Origin of the sequence: Mariprofundus ferrooxydans PV-1, assembly GCF_000153765.1 — a bacterium.
In the GTDB taxonomy this organism is placed as follows: domain Bacteria; phylum Pseudomonadota; class Zetaproteobacteria; order Mariprofundales; family Mariprofundaceae; genus Mariprofundus; species Mariprofundus ferrooxydans.
Genome location: NZ_DS022295.1, coordinates 1373868 through 1390886 on the forward strand (window position 1 = coordinate 1373868; position 17019 = coordinate 1390886).

19 protein-coding genes are annotated in these 17019 nt (G+C 53.9%); 9 read left to right on the plus strand and 10 right to left on the minus strand.

The window, feature by feature from the left end:
- The first annotated feature begins 17 nt into the window (after nt 1–17).
- From xseA to SPV1_RS13230, 7 genes are read left to right on the plus strand one after another with little or no spacing between them, the layout of a single operon-like run.
- A complete protein-coding gene (xseA, locus tag SPV1_RS13200; RefSeq protein ID WP_231288411.1) occupies nt 18–1493 on the plus strand; it encodes an exodeoxyribonuclease VII large subunit in 1476 nt (491 codons plus the stop codon).
- Nucleotides 1490–2314, plus strand: a complete 825-nt coding sequence (locus SPV1_RS13205; RefSeq protein WP_009851730.1) for a M23 family metallopeptidase — start codon at nt 1490–1492, stop codon at nt 2312–2314. The genes xseA and SPV1_RS13205 overlap by 4 nt, the downstream gene beginning before the upstream one ends.
- Before the next feature lie 18 nt (nt 2315–2332).
- Nucleotides 2333–2719, plus strand: a complete 387-nt coding sequence (locus tag SPV1_RS13210; protein ID WP_009851731.1) for a response regulator — start codon at nt 2333–2335, stop codon at nt 2717–2719.
- A 6-nt stretch (nt 2720–2725) separates the two neighbouring features.
- Nucleotides 2726–3304, plus strand: a complete 579-nt coding sequence (locus SPV1_RS13215) for an SPOR domain-containing protein (RefSeq protein WP_009851732.1) — start codon at nt 2726–2728, stop codon at nt 3302–3304.
- On the plus strand, nt 3301–4896 hold the full coding sequence (locus SPV1_RS13220) for a gamma-glutamyltransferase family protein (RefSeq protein ID WP_009851733.1): 1596 nt from the start codon (nt 3301–3303) through the stop codon (nt 4894–4896). Before SPV1_RS13215 ends, SPV1_RS13220 begins: the two co-directional genes overlap by 4 nt.
- Entirely contained in the window at nt 4893–5390 is a 498-nt protein-coding gene (gene folK / locus SPV1_RS13225) for a 2-amino-4-hydroxy-6-hydroxymethyldihydropteridine diphosphokinase (RefSeq protein WP_009851734.1), read from the plus strand. Before SPV1_RS13220 ends, folK begins: the two co-directional genes overlap by 4 nt.
- Nucleotides 5384–6094, plus strand: coding sequence for a deoxynucleoside kinase (locus SPV1_RS13230; protein ID WP_009851735.1), 711 nt, complete (start codon nt 5384–5386; stop codon nt 6092–6094). Before folK ends, SPV1_RS13230 begins: the two co-directional genes overlap by 7 nt.
- A gap of 33 nt (nt 6095–6127) precedes the next feature.
- On the opposite strand, the gene SPV1_RS13235 is transcribed toward SPV1_RS13230, so the two are convergent.
- The 5 genes from SPV1_RS13235 to SPV1_RS13255 form a co-directional block, all read right to left on the minus strand.
- Nucleotides 6128–6814, minus strand: coding sequence for a potassium channel family protein (locus SPV1_RS13235; RefSeq protein ID WP_009851736.1), 687 nt, complete (start codon nt 6812–6814; stop codon nt 6128–6130).
- Between the two features lie 36 nt (nt 6815–6850).
- Nucleotides 6851–7378 carry a YqhA family protein gene (locus tag SPV1_RS13240; protein WP_009851737.1) on the minus strand — a complete coding sequence of 176 codons (528 nt, stop codon included), beginning with the start codon at nt 7376–7378 and terminating at the stop codon, nt 6851–6853.
- Between the two features lie 77 nt (nt 7379–7455).
- Nucleotides 7456–8073 carry an L-threonylcarbamoyladenylate synthase gene (locus SPV1_RS13245; RefSeq protein ID WP_009851738.1) on the minus strand — a complete coding sequence of 206 codons (618 nt, stop codon included), beginning with the start codon at nt 8071–8073 and terminating at the stop codon, nt 7456–7458.
- Nucleotides 8074–8086: 13 nt separating this feature from the next.
- Nucleotides 8087–10369, minus strand: a complete 2283-nt coding sequence (locus SPV1_RS13250; RefSeq protein WP_231288412.1) for an AsmA family protein — start codon at nt 10367–10369, stop codon at nt 8087–8089.
- 90 nt (nt 10370–10459) lie between these two features.
- Entirely contained in the window at nt 10460–11116 is a 657-nt protein-coding gene (locus tag SPV1_RS13255) for an HAD-IIIA family hydrolase (protein WP_009851740.1), read from the minus strand.
- A gap of 155 nt (nt 11117–11271) precedes the next feature.
- Between SPV1_RS13255 and SPV1_RS13260 the strand changes: the two genes are divergently transcribed.
- Complete coding sequence (locus SPV1_RS13260) at nt 11272–11814, plus strand: YIP1 family protein (RefSeq protein ID WP_009851741.1); 543 nt, start codon at nt 11272–11274, stop codon at nt 11812–11814.
- Nucleotides 11815–12171: 357 nt separating this feature from the next.
- On the opposite strand, the gene SPV1_RS13265 is transcribed toward SPV1_RS13260, so the two are convergent.
- From SPV1_RS13265 to SPV1_RS13285, 5 genes are all read right to left on the minus strand, one after another.
- A complete protein-coding gene (locus tag SPV1_RS13265) occupies nt 12172–13002 on the minus strand; it encodes a hypothetical protein (RefSeq protein ID WP_009851742.1) in 831 nt (276 codons plus the stop codon).
- Between the two features lie 8 nt (nt 13003–13010).
- A complete protein-coding gene (locus tag SPV1_RS13270; protein ID WP_009851651.1) occupies nt 13011–13997 on the minus strand; it encodes a MotA/TolQ/ExbB proton channel family protein in 987 nt (328 codons plus the stop codon).
- 429 nt (nt 13998–14426) lie between these two features.
- Complete coding sequence (locus tag SPV1_RS13275; protein WP_009851744.1) at nt 14427–15395, minus strand: FAD-binding oxidoreductase; 969 nt, start codon at nt 15393–15395, stop codon at nt 14427–14429.
- A 92-nt stretch (nt 15396–15487) separates the two neighbouring features.
- The gene (locus tag SPV1_RS13280) at nt 15488–15844 is read right to left on the minus strand and encodes a group I truncated hemoglobin (RefSeq protein WP_407942782.1); all 357 of its coding nucleotides are present in this window, start codon (nt 15842–15844) and stop codon (nt 15488–15490) included.
- Between the two features lie 144 nt (nt 15845–15988).
- A complete protein-coding gene (locus tag SPV1_RS13285) occupies nt 15989–16354 on the minus strand; it encodes a group I truncated hemoglobin (RefSeq protein WP_009851746.1) in 366 nt (121 codons plus the stop codon).
- Between the two features lie 107 nt (nt 16355–16461).
- Here SPV1_RS13285 and SPV1_RS13290 point away from each other — a divergent pair, with 107 nt between their 5' ends.
- Nucleotides 16462–16923 carry an Rrf2 family transcriptional regulator gene (locus SPV1_RS13290; RefSeq protein WP_009851747.1) on the plus strand — a complete coding sequence of 154 codons (462 nt, stop codon included), beginning with the start codon at nt 16462–16464 and terminating at the stop codon, nt 16921–16923.
- Nucleotides 16924–17019: the final 96 nt, after the last annotated feature.

Genomic DNA, 17019 nt, shown 5'->3' on the forward strand with positions numbered 1-17019 from the left:
GCTGCCATGATTGGCAAGTGACTAACTCGCACGCACCCATTTCCGTTACCCAGCTCACTGCCCGCATCAAACAGATGCTGGAGCAGGGCTTTGCCGCCATTGCCGTCAGTGGTGAAGTATCCCGTCTGACCCGACCGGCTTCCGGTCACCTCTATTTTACCATCAAGGATGCCCATGCAGCGATTTCCGCAGTCGTGTGGCGGACAACGGCGATGCGTCTGCACGCGTTGCTCAAAGAGGGTGGTGAATACATATTTACAGGCCACCTCAGTGTTTATGAGCCGCGCGGCAGTTACCAACTCGTCGTCACCCGCATCGAGTCAGCCGGAGCCGGTAAACTGGCCGCTGAATTCGAGCGACGGAAACAGCTGTTTGCCGAACGCGGGTGGTTTGACCCGGCAACAAAAAAAACACCACCACACCTGCCCCGACATATCGGCATTGCCACCTCGGCTACGGCCGCAGCCTTTGAGGATGTCAGAAAAGTGCTGGCTACACGGCCAGCATGGCTGCAACTCACGCTAAGCCCTTGTCTGGTACAGGGAGCAGGTGCCCCCTCCTCCATCGTCACGGCATTGAAGGCGCTGGCAACCATGCCGCAACCACCCGATCTCATTTTGCTGGTACGCGGCGGCGGCAGCATCGAAGACCTGTGGTGTTTTAACGATGAAACAGTAGTCAAAGCAGTGATGGAATCTCCCGTCCCCGTCATCACGGGGATTGGCCACGAAATTGATGTCACACTGGCCGACTTCGCTGCCGATGTGCGCGCCGCCACCCCGTCCAATGCCGCCGAACTGGCTTGCCCGTCCCGCCAGCAATTACGCCAGCAGATACCCAGAGTTGCCGCCATGGCAGCCATGCTGCATCAGACGCTGGCCGGACATGACCGCCACAGCCATGCGCTTAGCCACCGCCTGAAGCAAACCTGGCACCGCTTCACGGATACACGCCATCATCGACTGGAACAGATGCACAGCCGCATGCAACACCTGCAGCGTGTGCAACGACACGAACAACGGCTTCACCTGCAAACGCTGGAGAAACGACTCTCTGCTATGGAACCCGGTCACCAATTGCATAACCGCAGACATCGCCTGACCGGCACCGTCAATCAACTGCATCAGATGCTGCATGGCAGCCTGCAACGCAAACAGAAGCTGGCGCAAACACAGTCCCGGAGGCTGCATCTGGCTGCCGCTGCATTGCTGCCACCCCGTCGGCAAAAGCTGATGCCGCAAGCATTGCGACTGAAACAGCTCCTGCTTACGCAGATCCCCGCCCACCGGCAACGTCTGGCGCTATACCACGGCCGGTTGGCCGCATACGACAAGGAAGATATTCTGGCACGCGGCTTCAGCCTGAATTATGACATGGACGACAAGCTGGTCACCCGTGTGGCGGCACTACATCCCGGCGCCCGGCTGCGTGTGGAGTTTCAGGATGGGTCTGCCGACACACGCATTGAATCCATAAAAAGGAATCCGACATGAAACGATACCTCTACCTTTCAATATTGCTCTCTCTCTGGGTAGCCCCCTCACAGGCGGCCGAGTATTCCGTCACCCAGGGTGATGTCATCACCGTCGAACCCCCCCTCAGTGATACGAAGCCAAGCCTCAGCTGTTTCGGCAGGAAGTGGCCGGTCAAGGCACTCGGACAACATCGCTGGCGCGGCTGGATTGGCGTGGACTTAAAGAAGAAGCCGGGCAATTACAATATCCGCTGGCAGCAAGGCGGGCAGTTACTGGCTCGCGACAGATTGCACGTCAACAAGGGTAATTTTCGTATTTCGCGAATCAGCGTTAAACAGAACATGGCCGTCTTCGACAAGAAAACACTGCAGCGCATCCGGCGTGAAGTGAAAGCGCTCAAGGCAACGTATAGTGAGCCGGTGAAAGCCGATATCGACCTCGTAATGCATTTCAAACCGGTTGATGGCATTGAATCCACACCGTTCGGCGCCCAGCGCTACGTCAACGGTGAGCCACGCTCGCCCCACTCAGGCATTGATATCGCAGTCCCCGCCGGCACCCCTATTCGCCTGCCACTGGCCGGCTCCGTACTGCTGGTCGCCGATATGTACCTCAACGGCAAAACGATAGCCATCGGTCATGGAAATGGATTAGTCTCCGTCTATTCACATATGGAGTCCACAGCCGTTCACAAGGGCCAGTGGGTGAAAACCGGTGAAATCATAGGCAAAGTCGGAGCAACCGGGCGGGCAACCGGCCCGCATTTGCACTGGGGCGTTCGTTTCTACAATGCACGCGTCAACCCGGCAAGCCTGCTGGATGATCAAGCCGGTTTGTAAATCGAGAGGACGCTACACATGAAAATCAAGGTACTGATTATTGATGATGAAGATTCGGTGCAAAGCATCCTGACTGCGTTCCTGAATCGTTATGTCAGCGACCATGAACTGGAAAGCGACATCACCGGCATGGAAGACCCGGTGGAAAGTCTGTTTGAGCTAACGGCGCGCGGCGACCAGTATCAGTTAATACTGCTGGATGTGCGTATTCCCAAGCTCTCAGGCGATGAAATTTACAGCTCCATCGAGCAGGTAAATCCGGGCATTCTGGATCGCATTATGTTCATTACCGGTTATCCGGAAGACCTCTATGAGCGTTTCCCGAACAAGCATTTCAATGTGCTGCAAAAGCCATTTCGCTATGAAAGCTTTTCCCGCAAACTAGACGAATTACTAAACTCCTGACATCCAATGCCTGAACACACGTATTGGCAGGCCTCACAAACCGAACAGCGCACTGCCTGGGTCATTGTTACCTGCTGTATTATTACAGTCATGGTTGCATCCTTCCGCCCGCAATGGTTTGATTTTTCACAACTGCTGACTACCACAACTCCCGTACAAAACGACAGCAGTGATTTACCGGCAGTGCCCCAACCTGCCACAATAGATCTGCCCGAACCCACCCCGACACCACCTGTTGTCGCGGCTCCATCGCCTTCACCAGCCCACACCCCGGTTGCCAAGCCGACTACCCGCCCGACCTCCCGCAGCAAAACTATAACCACACAGGCGGCCACTCCCGCCCGGTCAGAGCCGGGTGCCGGATACTATGTCCAGTTAGGTGCGTTCAAGGAATCTGCCCGCGCAAAAGGGCTGACCGCCCGCTTGAGCCATCTGGGCTGGCAATCGCACATTATCGTCAGAGGATCACTGCATGCCGTTTGGGCCGGACCGACGACAACGCGCGCTCAGGCTGAGCAGCTACAAAAAGCCATCGCGGCCAAACTGCATAATCAGGGCTTCATTATTCGTCAACAGGCCAGATGAGGCGATCGGTCCGTACAACCGGGGCGAGAAGAGGCGCGGTTGCGGCCGGTCATCCGGCAACTGCCGAGGCCGGAGCTGCCATCCTGCGCATGGGCGGCAACGCCGTAGATGCCGCCATTGCTGCTGTCACCACCTCGTTTACTGCAGAGCCGGTACTCACCTCTGCCGGCGGCGGCGGATTCATGCTCATTGCCGGCAGCAGCAAACCAATACTGTATGATGGCTTTGCCCGCATGCCGTCAGGCCGTATGCCTGCGGGAGTACAGTCCGAGCTCAAATCCACGCCCATCGATTTCGGCGATAGCGTGCAGCACTTTCATATCGGACAGGGCTCGGTCGCTGCGCCATCACTGCTGGCCATGCTCTTTGAGACTCACCGGCAGCACGGATGCTTACCACTTGCCGAAGCAATAGCTCCGGGTATGGATGCCGCCCGTAGCGGCATTCGTTTAAACGACCTGCAGGCATCCTTTATCCAATTGCTACGGCCGATTCTGACCGACACAACCGATTGCACGGCGCTATACGCGCCACATGGCCAGCTGCTGCAGGCCGGAGATACCTTTCACAACAAGGCACTGGCCAACACGCTGGAGATGCTACTGCTTGAGGGCATTGATGAGATGTATCATGGCGACCTGGCCAGAGCCATTGTACGCAGCTGTATGCCCTATGGCCTGCTCGGCATGGATGATATGCGCGCAAAGCAGGTTCAGGCCCGCAGACCGCTGTCGATACCGCTCTTCGGCGGCAGGTTGCTGAGCAACCCTCCCCCCTCTTCAGGGGGGCTGTTGATCGCATTTGCCGCTACACTGCTTGATCAACTAAAAGGTGAAGCGGAAGCACCCGCATTGCTGGCCGAGTGCCTGCGTGCAGCCAGCCAGCTGCGCTGCGAATACTTTGATGCACGTATATATGATGACAATATTGACAATCAGATCCTGGCACCCGAACAGATCCAACAGGCCAGCAGTACGATCAGACACCGCCTGCGCAATGGGGAAACACCAACCGACAGCACGACTGAAGCCGGCAACAGACTCGGCAGCACCACCCATATCAGCATTGTCGATGGCGATGGCATGGTGGTATCGGTCACCACCAGCAATGGAGAAGGTGCAGGCATTGTTGTACCCGACTCCGGCATCCACCTGAACAACATACTGGGTGAAGCCGATATCAACCCGTTCGGCTTTCACACCCTGCCGGCCGGCAGGAGTCTGTCATCCATGATGGCTCCCTCCGTGTTCATAAAAAACGGCCGCCCGAGCATCGTGCTGGGCAGTGGCGGCTCCAATCGGCTGCGTGGCGCAATCCTGCAGGTACTCAGTCGCCACCTGCTGCTGGGCGAATCCATGGAAGCGGCGGTGCATGCCCCCCGCCTGCATAATGAAAACATGGTACTGGATGCGGAGCCTGCTTGCTTCAATGATGCCCAGCGTCAGCAGCTCATCTCGCTCGGCTGGTCTATCAGGGACTGGCGGCAAACCAGCATCTATTTCGGCGGCGTGCACGCCATCGCCATTGATGCGCACGGCCATCTTCAGGCGGCTGGCGATCCCCGGCGTGGCGGCACCACGGCCTTTACATGAAATACGCCTATATTGCCCTTGGAGGCAACCTCGGCGAGGTAAAAGCCGCCTTTGGCAGTGCCCGTGCAGAGATTGCGGCGCTGCCTGACACAACGGTGACGGCATCATCACTACTCTATCGCACTGCACCGATCGGTCCGCCCGGTCAGCCCGACTATTACAATGCCGTCATTGCCGCAGGAACAGGTATCTCTCCGCTGACACTGCTAAACGCACTGCAATCGATTGAGCAGCGGCATGGCCGTGTGCGCACGCTCCACTGGGGTGCGCGAACACTGGATCTGGATATTATTGCCATCAATACTGATATCGTCGAACTGCCACAACTAAGCATTCCACATCCGCTTATGCATACACGTCAGTTCGTGTTGCGACCCATGTGCGATATATATCCGGCGTGGCACCATCCCCTGCTTGATGTATCCGCCGCAGATCTGCTGGCAGATCTGCTTGCTGCAGGAGAGGACCCATTAGCGGAGGGAGTAGTATGGTAGAAAAATCATTGCATGGAACACGCAGCGAATCTGGTTCATCCAGAGCAACGCGGGATACACGCGACCGTCCACTGAGCCAGTGCCATATCTGCATCGAAGGTGCCATCGGGGTGGGTAAAACGACACTGGCCCGTAAACTGGCAGACAAGCTGGGCTCCGACACATTCTTCGAACAGGTAGACGATAACCCGTTTATTGAACTATTTTATCAGGATCCTTCCCGCAATGCCCTGTCCGTACAGCTTTCATTTCTGTTTTCCCGCCTTAAACAATGGCAGAGCCTTCACCAGCAGGACCTGTTCCGACAGGGCGTGATCAGTGATTACCTGTTTGCCAAGGATCACATCTTTGCCACCGTAACCCTCAGTGATGAAGAGCTGGCCCTGTATGAACAGGTAGCACGTCTTGTCAGCGTTGATATCCAACGCCCGGATCTGGTGATTTACCTGCAGTCAAAGCCCTCTGTGATCATGAAGCGCATCCAGCAACGAAATCGTGCGATGGAACGCGGCATGAAAATGGAATATCTGGAAAAGGTGATTACTGCCTATGATCAGTATTTCTTCCACTATCAGGAGACGCCACTTCTGATAGTGCAGACAGACCGAATGAATTTTGCAGATCACGCCGGGGCGGTGGATTCCCTGATTGAGCGTATCGGCAACATGACTTCCCAGACCGAGTTCTGGGCCGATTACAGCTAAGCGCAGCACAGACCTTCCGGGCAGTCACACTTTTCAGGTGATGTCGGTATCCCCATCCTTATCCTTAACGCGCACCTTGGCGATCGCAGCAATGTGATTTCGGCCATACTGCTCAAGAAAAACAGTCAGGTTGGCGATAATCAGGGAATAAACGACGATACCGAAAAGCATCGTCATGACGGCCACGATACGTCCGGCAGATGTGATCGGTACAATATCGCCATAACCCACGGTCGTCAGCGTCACAAATGCCCACCAGAGCCCATCCTGCAATTCACCGAATTGAGGGTTCTGACCATGCTCAATGAGAAATGTTGTGGTACCGAATATAAACACAACGGCAAACAGCAGCGCCATGGCAACCGGCAGACTGTCTCCGGAGAGTACCAGCAGACGTAGCAGCCGCTCCTTGTTAGCGCGAAGAAGCACCCCCACCCTCAGGGCAGGCAGCAGATGCGCCACCCTCAGAGCCATCAACATACGCAGCATCGGCGAAGAGAGCAACACCACCAGCGCCAGATCAAACCAGTTGGACTTCATCCACGCAGTACGATTTTCATCAATCCACCAGCGCATGAAAAACAGCACCACAAACGCAACCAGCGCAACCAGTGAAACCCAATCCGGCAGGGTATGAACCAGTGACGCAGCAACCGCTCCGATCGTCGCAGCAAAGAGCCCTGTATCCAGAACACGCTGCCAAATGATACGTCTGCTCAAGGCTTAGAACTGCAAAGAGTCATGCCGGCCACATCATCAGTGATCGCCATCAGGTTTTTCACCCGCCTTGTGACCGAAATAGAGAGCCAGCGAAATCAGAAAAATACCTGCACCCATATACAGGATATTCAACGGGTCATCGAAAGTAACATGCAGTACATTTTTGAAAAATGCTACGATAAGAATCATCAGAATCACTTTGCCCAATCGATCTTTCAGGTCGTCCAGTGATTCAATCTGCAGTAATTTCCCTGCACTTGCGTTATCACGGGCAAAATCTATTTTATCAATATGCAGCTCATATACACCCAGCGCAAAGATCAGCAATACAATGGCCAGCAGAAAGTCGTCCACCGCAGTAATAACATGACTGACGACATCGGTATGAAAATCCCCCGCATACTCATGTCCGAGAAATTCAACATTAATAAATTCCAGAAGCAGATGTCCCATATCCAACGCGGAAGAGATAAACAATAACGCCATGCCAACCACGCAGGACCAAACAGCCAGCAGAGTCATATAACGCGAATTCCACAATAACTTTTCAAGAAATTTCTTCATTTCTTCCCCTTCCGCTTAATTGTCCACAGGATAATGATATTCGTACAATCTACCAGCAGATTTCAAACCAACAGCTACTATGCCGGCCAATCACCTGCACCGTCGCGCCACAACACCGGCTCTCCATCACACAGATCGACCACCGTACTGGGAACAATGCCACCCCAGCCGGCATCGAGCACTGCACATGAAAAGTGTTTCAGTTGCGGTACAAATTCATCCGGATCAAATGCCGGCTCATCCTCACCCGGGAGTAATAGCGTCGTCGCCAGCAACACTTCACCACACTCTTCGAGCAGCATACGACATACAGGGTGATCCGGCATACGAATGCCCACATCCCTTCTTTTGCCAAAAATGCGCCGAGGCAGCGCTGCACTGGCCGGCAAAATAAACGTATAAGGGCCGGGCAGGCAGCGTTTGAGTATACGATGAGCATGATTATCCATGCGCACGCATGCAGAGGCCATCGACAAATCAGCACAGGCCACGGCCCACAGGTGAGAATCATCCAGACGTCTTAATTGCCGGATAGCCGCGACAGCATCTGTCGCATCCGGCCTGCACATCAGTGCATAGGTCGTATCGGTCGGCACCGCCACAAACAGCCCCTGTCGCAGCAGATCCGCCGCACGACGAACCTGCCTGAGTTGAGGGCGCTCAGGATGCAGACGCAGATGTTCAAAAACATGCATATCAGAGCTTCGCTTAAAAGCCGGGAATCATGCCGCCGAGCCCCTTGAGCAACTGCTTGGCCGGCGTTTCAGGTTGCTTCGCCGGAGCGGCAGGCTGTCCTTGTCCGGCCGGCTCAGCGCTCTTTCTGCCGCCGAGCAAGCCGCCGAGCGCCCCTCCCACATTGCCTTTCTCAAGCAGTGCGGGTGCATTGTCTATCAGGGTTTTGGCATTGATTTCCGGACGCACTTTGGGGGCATCAAACGGGCCGGTAATGTGTAGCGGTACAACCAGCCCCTTGCGTAGCACATTATCCCCCTGCCCTTTCAATGTACCGACAACGCGAGGCTCAACATGATAATCCAGCACCTTCTGCACCAGGTTCACCATGCCCTTGCCTGTAATACGCAGCAGCGGTGAAGCCATAAACAGATCATTATTGGTCGCCACACCATTGACGATATCAAAACTGCCGGAGAGTTGGGCAAAATCAGTCTCTTTAGGACCTGGTGCCGCACCCGGACTGGTAAACTGGCGAATAGCACCGGCGATGTCATAACCCTTGAGCTTGCCATCACGCAACAGCACATTGCCGCGACCATTGAGCGTTTGCACAGCAGCTTCGGTCAAGCCCGTTGCCCGAAGCTGGGTATCCATAGCCATGGTACCGCTCAACATATCCATGCCCGCCAGCGACTGCAGCAGTGGTCCTGCCTGTACATCCGTAATATGTACCGACTCCTTCCAGCTGGCCGGGTAATCTGCGACATTGATACTGGCCTTCTCCACCACCCTGCCCTGTGCCAGGTTGAAGCTCATCGGTTCCATATCAAAACGGCCATTGTTGCCATTGATATCCACTGAGAAGTCACCCATTTGCAGACCGCGCAGATACAGCGTAGCCACCCTCATCTGGGTTGTCACACGCCAGCTTTTAAGAAAGCGCAAGTCCGGTTCGATTGCAGGTTCAGCGGCCAAAGCAACAGGGATCAGCGAGATAGAAGCAGCGGCTTTCTGTTGTTTTCCCTGCGGCAGCCAGGGGTCGAGATGCAGCTGCTGTGCATTCATGCGCAAGCGTATATCAGGACCGGCAAATGCCACGGCACCGGTGACCTTGAGCAGATCCTGATCAAGCAGCAGTTGCAAATCACGAATATCCACGTGTCTGGCATCGCCTGCTACCAGCGCATTAAAACTCACCTGCTTCCACGGCGCGGGGTGCGCCGCATACATATCGTTCAGCGCAGGCACGAAGGTCGTCAGCCATGTCCGCTGAATCGGCTGACTGTCTATATGTAACTCGAATGATGGTGTCCCGCTCAATCGGTTGATACGGCCCTTGACTGCCAGCAATGGCGAGTCGTCGACAGCCAGTGCAACGCGCTGCAGCTTGAGCTCATCCTTGCCCGACATCTCTGCCTTCCAGTTCACATCCAGCTTGTGTGCCGCATCCAGTGTCACTGAACCCTCGCCCAACCGGAGGCCGCCGGGACGCTGTTCAATGTTCGCGCTCACCCCCACCACTGCCTTGGCAATATCCCCCAACTCTGCAGGCCAGCCGGTAATCATGTCTGCGAACGGCTGCAGCCGGATCTGCTCGGCTTTCAGTTTGCCCTGTACAGGCAGGCTGACCGGATCCAGCTTTGTCAAATCGCCAACCGGGCCGACATTGGCATCCAGATCAAATGCATTTCCATCCAGTTTTCCGGAAACTTTTACGGCCACCGGTCTTTTCAACTGGACATCATTGAGCGCCACATTCAGCTCAGTCAGAGCCACCGGTTTAGCCTTGCCATCCACCCAGGTCAGCTCACCATCCGTCAGCGACAGAGATTCTGCCTGCAGCGCTGCCAGCGCCATGCCACCTGCTGCCCCACTATCTGTATCAACATCGGAAGTTGTAGTGCTCGCAGCAGCAGGCGTTGCCGGTGAGGAAGCCAAGTCGCCCCAGTTGCTTTGACCATCGTCATGGCGTTCCAGATAAACGCTGGGTTCAACAATTTCAAAGTGTTTAATTTCCACATTTTTACTCAACAGCGGAATCAGGGCCAGTTTGACATGCAGCTTTTTCACACTGATAAAGTCGTGGGTGGAAAAACCTTTCCGGTTAGCCAGATGGACATTGTCCAGCTCCACGCCTACCCAGGGAAACAGGGATGCGCTGATCTTGCCAATCGTCAGTTTTCGACCGGTCACATCCTCGACTTTCTGTTCTATTTGACCTTTATAGGTATTCACATCGATAAAAAATGGTGCTGTCAGCAGCAGCACGATCAGCAGTCCGACAAAGACCAGACTGTAACGAACTGTTTTCGGCATGGACATAATCACTCCCTTTATATGGTCATACTCGGATCATTGGCACGCAGACTAACACAATCACACACACCATGCGTAGAGTCACCGCAATCACAAATCACGCGCGGGAAAGCAATCCAGCAACTCCGGAAAATGATGAATGACCTGCCCTGCTCCAGCCGTTTTGAGCATCTCGGCTGTAGCAGCACCATAGGAAACGCCAATCGAGTCCACGCCTGCCGCGCAGGCCATCTGTATATCGAACACCGCATCACCAATCACATGCGTTCGACAGGCATCCACTCCCATCTCATCCATACTCTCCAGCACCATCGCAGGATGCGGTTTAGAGTGCGTACAGTCAGCTGTGCGTATCACATAAAAAAAATCACCCAGAGAAAACATTTCCAGCACCCGCATCATCCCCGGCTTTGATTTTCCCGTCACAATGCCCAGCCAATATCCCCGCTCTTTCAACTCGGTCAGCGTTTCACGCACCCCCGGATAGAGTTTGATACTCAACTCACCGGCATGGTAATGCTTGCGATACGCAGCAGCGACAGCCTCATGCATGGAAACAGCCCCGGTCAATGTGTCAATCGCAAGCGACAATGACAGACCGGTCACCTGCTGCACAGCTGTTGCCGTCGGGGGCTTAAGACCGCAATCTCGAAAAGCGTGCTGCATGGCTTGCACAATCAGGCCATGTGAATCCGTTAAGGTCCCATCGCAGTCGAACAATATTAATGAATCAGCACTTCCCGTCATCACACCCTGCCATTATTAAAAACTTTCATGATCCTGCATACTGCTTCCAAGCTATTGGATCTGTCTGGCCAGCACCAGTACTACCATGACTGCACGCAGGGGCTTGCATCTTCCCCGCCCTCCAGCAAGCTTGCGCCTCCCTACGGAGGTTATGCATGAATTATTTTGATAAAAACAGCCCGTTGCAATCGCTGATTCCAGCCCTGAGGGATTTGCTCACCTCTCCTAAAGCATTTTTTGCTGAATTGCCCGGTGCTGCATTTCACAGCAACGCTCTGTTTTTTGCATCCGCCCCCATTTTCTTCGCAACATTTATCAGCGTCCCATTTTACGGATTTCTTCTGTGGTTTTTGCTTCCTGTCAGCTGGGGCTTGTCACTGATCGGCCTGTGGGTGTGGTCCAGATACATGGCATGGGCAGTCAGAACCGTTGCCAAAGGCAAGCTGGGTAATGCCAACTCATTCCAAATCAGCGCCTATGCCTTTGCACCGATGGCATTAGCGTCCATCCCCTATGTTGGCATCATCGGCGTACTATGGAATCTGTATTTGCTTTGGGCCGCTCTGGTAAACCGCTGCAAGCTCTCATCCGGCATGGCTCTGCTCATCATCGGCGTACCGACAATTGTCGTGATTGCATCTCTTGTTGCACTCTCAGGCATGTTGATACAACTGTTTCCGCAACTCGGCCAGGTATAACGCTGATTTACTCCCTGTTTTCTGCGCAAACCGCAGAGAACCGCTGCTGCCAAGCCGGGAACACAAACGACTGGTTTGGCAGCAGCAACACAATCACGCTTTAGTTTCTGTGAGTTTATTGTTTGGCAGCAGGCAACAACATCTGCCAAACGATACCCGGCCCCATCTTCGGCAGGCTCACCTTACATGGCTCGAATCCCTTCATGCATGCAAGCCCCGGGCGGGCAGAAAATCGGGCTTGCTTTCGTTCGCCTGTACGCCGCACCGGAAAAGCTATCACCCTTTTGAAATCATCGCCGTCAGACTTGCCTACGAGTCCGTCATAGCATAACAACTTGTCACCCCGGACGAAGGGTTTTACTGAAACTTCAACTCAAGCATACGCCCGCCTGTCTCATCGGCTATTTTCTGAAATGCATATTTGGTCGTATCATTACTCGTGCCCAGCGGCAGCGTGAATACCGGGGCCGGTATCTCATGATACCCCACTTCATCGGTCGGCGGCTCATCACCAATCAACAGGTATGCGCCCGGTACCGGCGAATGCGCCTCTATTTCACGGAACGTATGCCCGATCGTTTCATCTACACCCACAAATGGCGCTTCCGACATCAGATTATCAAACATCTCACCCATACTGCCTGTATAGGTGCCTGTCCTGTTATCCGCATACCAGCTCACCGCAGAGAGATGCTTGCCTGAGCGAATCGCTATCAGACGAAGCACCGGTATCAAAAAGGTCGTTACCCCGTGCATCGAGCCAGTACCGTCAACAACCAGATGCAGATCCGTGCCCGGCAGGTCTCGTAACCCTTTGACGAACATGTCAAAATCCTTGCGCCCTTTGCCCGTCGCCATACCGGCACTGACCAGAACATTCTCCATCTTCTGCTGCACATCCTTGCTCGACATCAGCGCCTCGGCATTCTGCAACTGCTGCTGCGCATCAACGCTCGCCAGACTATTGATCTCCTGCTGCAGCTTGAGGTTCTCGCGTTTGGCCTGGGCCAGCTTCTGTTTCAGGTTTGCTATCTCCTGCAACGTTTCTTCCGCCTTGCCGCTGCCCTGTAACTGTGCATTGATCAGAATCAGCGCAAACAGAAAGATAAATGCCGCCAACATCAACAGCGCCATATCCGAAAATATCTCGTAAAAATTATCCTGCTGGATGTTCCTTGATCTGCGCATAGAACGAATCAGTCCCTGCGGCGATTAAATATGCGAGTCAGAATGCCCGGACGAATACCTAATGCATAACGGGCATGACCGCCCGCCATCTTGCGAATCGGATCATCCGCAGCCAGCTCACCAAGCTCCTTATGCATCGTGGCCGCCTCTTCACGCAGCATACCCATCTCTTCACGGCTCGCCCGCAGGGCAAGGTTGAGCAGCTCAACGCGGCTCTGAAGCTGCTGGACACTCACATCAAGCGCCCTGATATTACGATCATCACTCGGCTCCAGATCGGCTGATGCATGCACTATACAGGTGCGCAACATCAGATCCTGTAGGCCGTTGACCGAGGCATCGGTGATCCATGAAAAAACACGCAGCAGAACACCGCCCAACACAGAGCCGATCAGGGTAGTATAAAAAGCCACTCCCATACCGGTCATCGCGCTACGCAAACCCTCAACCAGCAGATGCTGATTCACGCCCAGTGAACCCAGTGCTCCGCTCAGCCCGTTCATCGTGATCGTCATGCCAAGCACCGTACCAATCAGACCCAGCGTAATCATCAGGTTACCCAGCAACCCGACAAACTGGCTCATGCGATGCTGTGCGGAAAATTCAACGTCAATCAGCGCATCCACATCCACACGTCCGTTGCGCTCAGTGATCATATGCATCGCATCAACAAAACGATCAACCAGATGACCACCGCCGCGATTGCGGATGCCCGCTAACCCTTTATCTTTCATCAGCGATTCAATGCGATAGGCGCGAAACCATTCGGCCGTAAGCTTCATCGCCTGAATCATGCTCACGGCTACACCCAGCATGAACATTCCCACGATCATCCATGTGACATGCGTTTGATCCTGCTCAATAAAACCAACGACATTCGCCTTGCGTGACATCATGGCAAATACCGTGACTGCCGATATCGCCCAGCCCATCCACAGCGCAAAGGTCCTCAGCGCACGCTGATCTGCAGATTTCTGAATTACATTTGATGCCATTCGATGCCTCTCCCTGCCCTGTTTATATCCGTGCCAAAGCCGTCAATACCCGGCTGATACAAGCTATAATGCATCAGCATAGCGTGGTCTGCCGAGACTATCATGATAATCACTGATAGCTGAATATTTTCTCAAAAAAAAGGCCCGGGCAGTGTTATCTGCCCGGGCCTTATCTCTAGTCTAGGTATTTCTGCTACTCGTTACGAGTCTTGTTAGCCGTTACGGTGCTTGTCAGCCACACCGGCAAATACCAGCGGCATGATCAAACCCAATACCGTGAACAACAGAAAAACAGGAATAAACGTCTCATAATGCATTACCACAACCTCCCGGAAAAATCACTGCGGGCAGTGTATCGCCGGGAATATCGTCTTGCAAGCATTGCCTCAACACGCACCTGCACAGGGCATAACTTTCCCAACCCCCTTGTCAGGCGGGGGTAAATACAAACGGATCGGAGTGAATATCCTGCATCGAGGCACCAGCCAAAAATGACTTCTGGCGCAGTCCATTGACAATCGGCGGATCACCGCACAAAAAGACCCGATAACCGCTCAGGGAACCAAGCACCTGCCCCGGTATATCCACAATATTGCCCTGCATCCCTCCATCCGGCGCGTCACCATGCAGAACGCACGGCGTATAATGAAACTGTTCGTGGGCATCCGCCAGCCTCCGCAGCTCATCTATCAGATAGAGGCCTGCTGTAGCCAGACTGGCATGAAACAGATGAATCGGGCCGGCATGCCCCTGCTCCAGCGCGTCGCGCAAAATGCCGTACAGAGGCGCAAGCCCCGTGCCTGCTCCGGCAAGCAACAATGGACGCTCCGAACTGCCGGGCAGATAAAAACAATCGCCGGACGGTCCGAAAAAGGAGAGCTCATCACCAACCTCAATCTCGTCAAATACCCACGTGCTCATACGTCCTTCAGGTACCTTTTTAATATGTAGCTCCAGATATGAATCGGCAGGAATACTCGCCAGTGAATAGCTGCGTGTCAGCTCATCGCTGGCCCGGATCAGGTTCACAAACTGTCCGGCCCTGTAAGTGAATCCTTCAGGTATATCCAGCCGCAGGCGCACAATTGATTCATTGAGCAGCTCTTTGCCAAGCAGACGCGCCGTATATCTGGGGGAGACTGATGCCAAACCGATCTCCATATCCTCCACCGGCTTGCACAGGCAAGCGAGGAAATACCCCTGAGCAGCCAGCGTATCCTTGACTCCCAGCTGTGCAGATTTCGGCGGAGTGCCCTTCAGCGCACGCGTCATGCAGGTCAGACAGGCCCCTGCCCTGCAGGATGATGGCAGCATCACACCGTGGCGAGCCAAACTATCCAGCAATGTTTCATCTTCGGCGCAGAAATAATCCTGACCTTCAAACCGTATTGTTGGCATGTATCAACCCCAATAAATAATTACGCCGAACGCTCTGTCCGGGACATAGAAAGGGGGCACTCAAGCCCCCCTCCATTCACCTGTATTGTGACTCAGCGATCAAGGACGTCGTCACGGGTAGTTTCGGCCGTCGCAATCACCTGTTGGATCAGGTTATTCGCAACTCCCAGCTCAGCCAGGGTAGCACGCAGATGCATCAGAATATGGTCAAAATGGGAGTCATTCAGTCCCATCTTGACCAGATGACGATGTCCCTCTCGCATATCCTTGCCGGTGTAGTTATGCGGACCACCGAAAGCCATCGTCAGAAAGGCCTTCTGCTTGGCAGCCTGCTTATCCATATCAACACCTTCAAAGAAGCGGACGACATAGGCATCGGCCAGCACACGACGGTAAAAGATATCGACGGCTGCATTCACTGCCGCATCACCACCCAATTGGTCGAACAAGCTCTTGGCTTGCGGTGCGACAGGTTCAGCGGCAGCTGCATTTCGGTTCTTGTCAGCAACACCGGCGAATACCAGCGGCATAATCAGGCCGAGCACAACAAACAGAATAAATACTGGAATGAATGTTTCATAATGCATGATGAATTACCTGTCCAATACGTCGTCACGGGTGCTTTCAGCTACGCTGATTACCGTGTCGATCAAGTTCTGGGCAACACCCAGCTCAGCCAGTGTGGAGCGCAGGTGGCAAAGGATATGATCAAAATGCGAATCATCCAGCCCCATAGCAACCAGGTGACGATGCCCTTCACGCATATCCTTACCTGTATAACTGTTCGGGCCGCCTGTCACCATAGTCAGGAAGGCCTTCTGCTTGCCAGCCTGTTTTTCCATGTCCACGCCTTCAAAAAAGCGGATCACATATTTATCGGCAAGCACCTTGCGATAGAAGATGTCTACTGCTGCATTAATCGCAGGTTCGCCACCAAGTTGTTCGTATACTGAGCTCATGTTTCTCTCCTCTGGTATCGTCATCATGTCATACCCATACTTCAGGTATGTGAACGAACAGTATCAGAGCTGGACAAAAGCTGTCAATTGGATATATCTTTCGAACCATGCAACTGACACAGTATACAGACTATTCACTACGCGTACTGATTTATCTCGGCCTCTATCCGGAGCGCCGATGCACCATTACGGAAATTTCAGATGCCTATGATATTAATCGCAACCATCTGGTAAAAGTCGTTCACAGCCTGTCGCAGGACGGATGGATCACCACCACACGTGGCAAATCCGGCGGCATGGTACTCTCCTTCAACCCTAAACAAATCAATATAGGCGCGGTGATACAGGGTACCGAGCCACATATGAACCTGCTGGAGTGCTTTGATAATAAATACAATACATGCCCGATCACCTCAGCATGTGTGCTTAAGCATGCCCTCTACCAGGCACGCAAAGCATTCATGAATGTTCTGAGCAACTACACACTGGAAGATGTTCTGGTTCAACCCGAGATCCTTATCTCCCTGCTGGGCAATGTCGGCGCTGCACCTGATAATCCGGCTATATAAGGGCAATCCGACCAACGCACAGTTGCGCACACCTCGGCACTGACTACAATCGCCTGTCTTCTATGCCGCATACGATACATTCGATAGTAATACGCC

Bases quoted from the DNA above. Each gene is read 5' to 3' on its own strand.
- SPV1_RS13205 (WP_009851730.1), top strand. From the start codon at position 1,490: ATGAAACGATACCTCTACCTTTCAATATTGCTCTCTCTCTGGGTAGCC.
- SPV1_RS13210 (WP_009851731.1), top strand. From the start codon at position 2,333: ATGAAAATCAAGGTACTGATTATTGATGATGAAGATTCGGTGCAAAGC.
- SPV1_RS13215 (WP_009851732.1), top strand. From the start codon at position 2,726: ATGCCTGAACACACGTATTGGCAGGCCTCACAAACCGAACAGCGCACT.
- SPV1_RS13220 (WP_009851733.1), top strand. From the start codon at position 3,301: ATGAGGCGATCGGTCCGTACAACCGGGGCGAGAAGAGGCGCGGTTGCG.
- folK (WP_009851734.1), top strand. From the start codon at position 4,893: ATGAAATACGCCTATATTGCCCTTGGAGGCAACCTCGGCGAGGTAAAA.
- SPV1_RS13230 (WP_009851735.1), top strand. From the start codon at position 5,384: ATGGTAGAAAAATCATTGCATGGAACACGCAGCGAATCTGGTTCATCC.
- SPV1_RS13240 (WP_009851737.1), bottom strand. From the start codon at position 7,378: ATGAAGAAATTTCTTGAAAAGTTATTGTGGAATTCGCGTTATATGACT.
- SPV1_RS13245 (WP_009851738.1), bottom strand. From the start codon at position 8,073: ATGCATGTTTTTGAACATCTGCGTCTGCATCCTGAGCGCCCTCAACTC.
- SPV1_RS13250 (WP_231288412.1), bottom strand. From the start codon at position 10,369: ATGCCGAAAACAGTTCGTTACAGTCTGGTCTTTGTCGGACTGCTGATC.
- SPV1_RS13255 (WP_009851740.1), bottom strand. From the start codon at position 11,116: ATGACGGGAAGTGCTGATTCATTAATATTGTTCGACTGCGATGGGACC.
- SPV1_RS13260 (WP_009851741.1), top strand. From the start codon at position 11,272: ATGAATTATTTTGATAAAAACAGCCCGTTGCAATCGCTGATTCCAGCC.
- SPV1_RS13265 (WP_009851742.1), bottom strand. From the start codon at position 13,002: ATGCGCAGATCAAGGAACATCCAGCAGGATAATTTTTACGAGATATTT.
- SPV1_RS13270 (WP_009851651.1), bottom strand. From the start codon at position 13,997: ATGGCATCAAATGTAATTCAGAAATCTGCAGATCAGCGTGCGCTGAGG.
- SPV1_RS13275 (WP_009851744.1), bottom strand. From the start codon at position 15,395: ATGCCAACAATACGGTTTGAAGGTCAGGATTATTTCTGCGCCGAAGAT.
- SPV1_RS13285 (WP_009851746.1), bottom strand. From the start codon at position 16,354: ATGAGCTCAGTATACGAACAACTTGGTGGCGAACCTGCGATTAATGCA.
- SPV1_RS13290 (WP_009851747.1), top strand. From the start codon at position 16,462: ATGCAACTGACACAGTATACAGACTATTCACTACGCGTACTGATTTAT.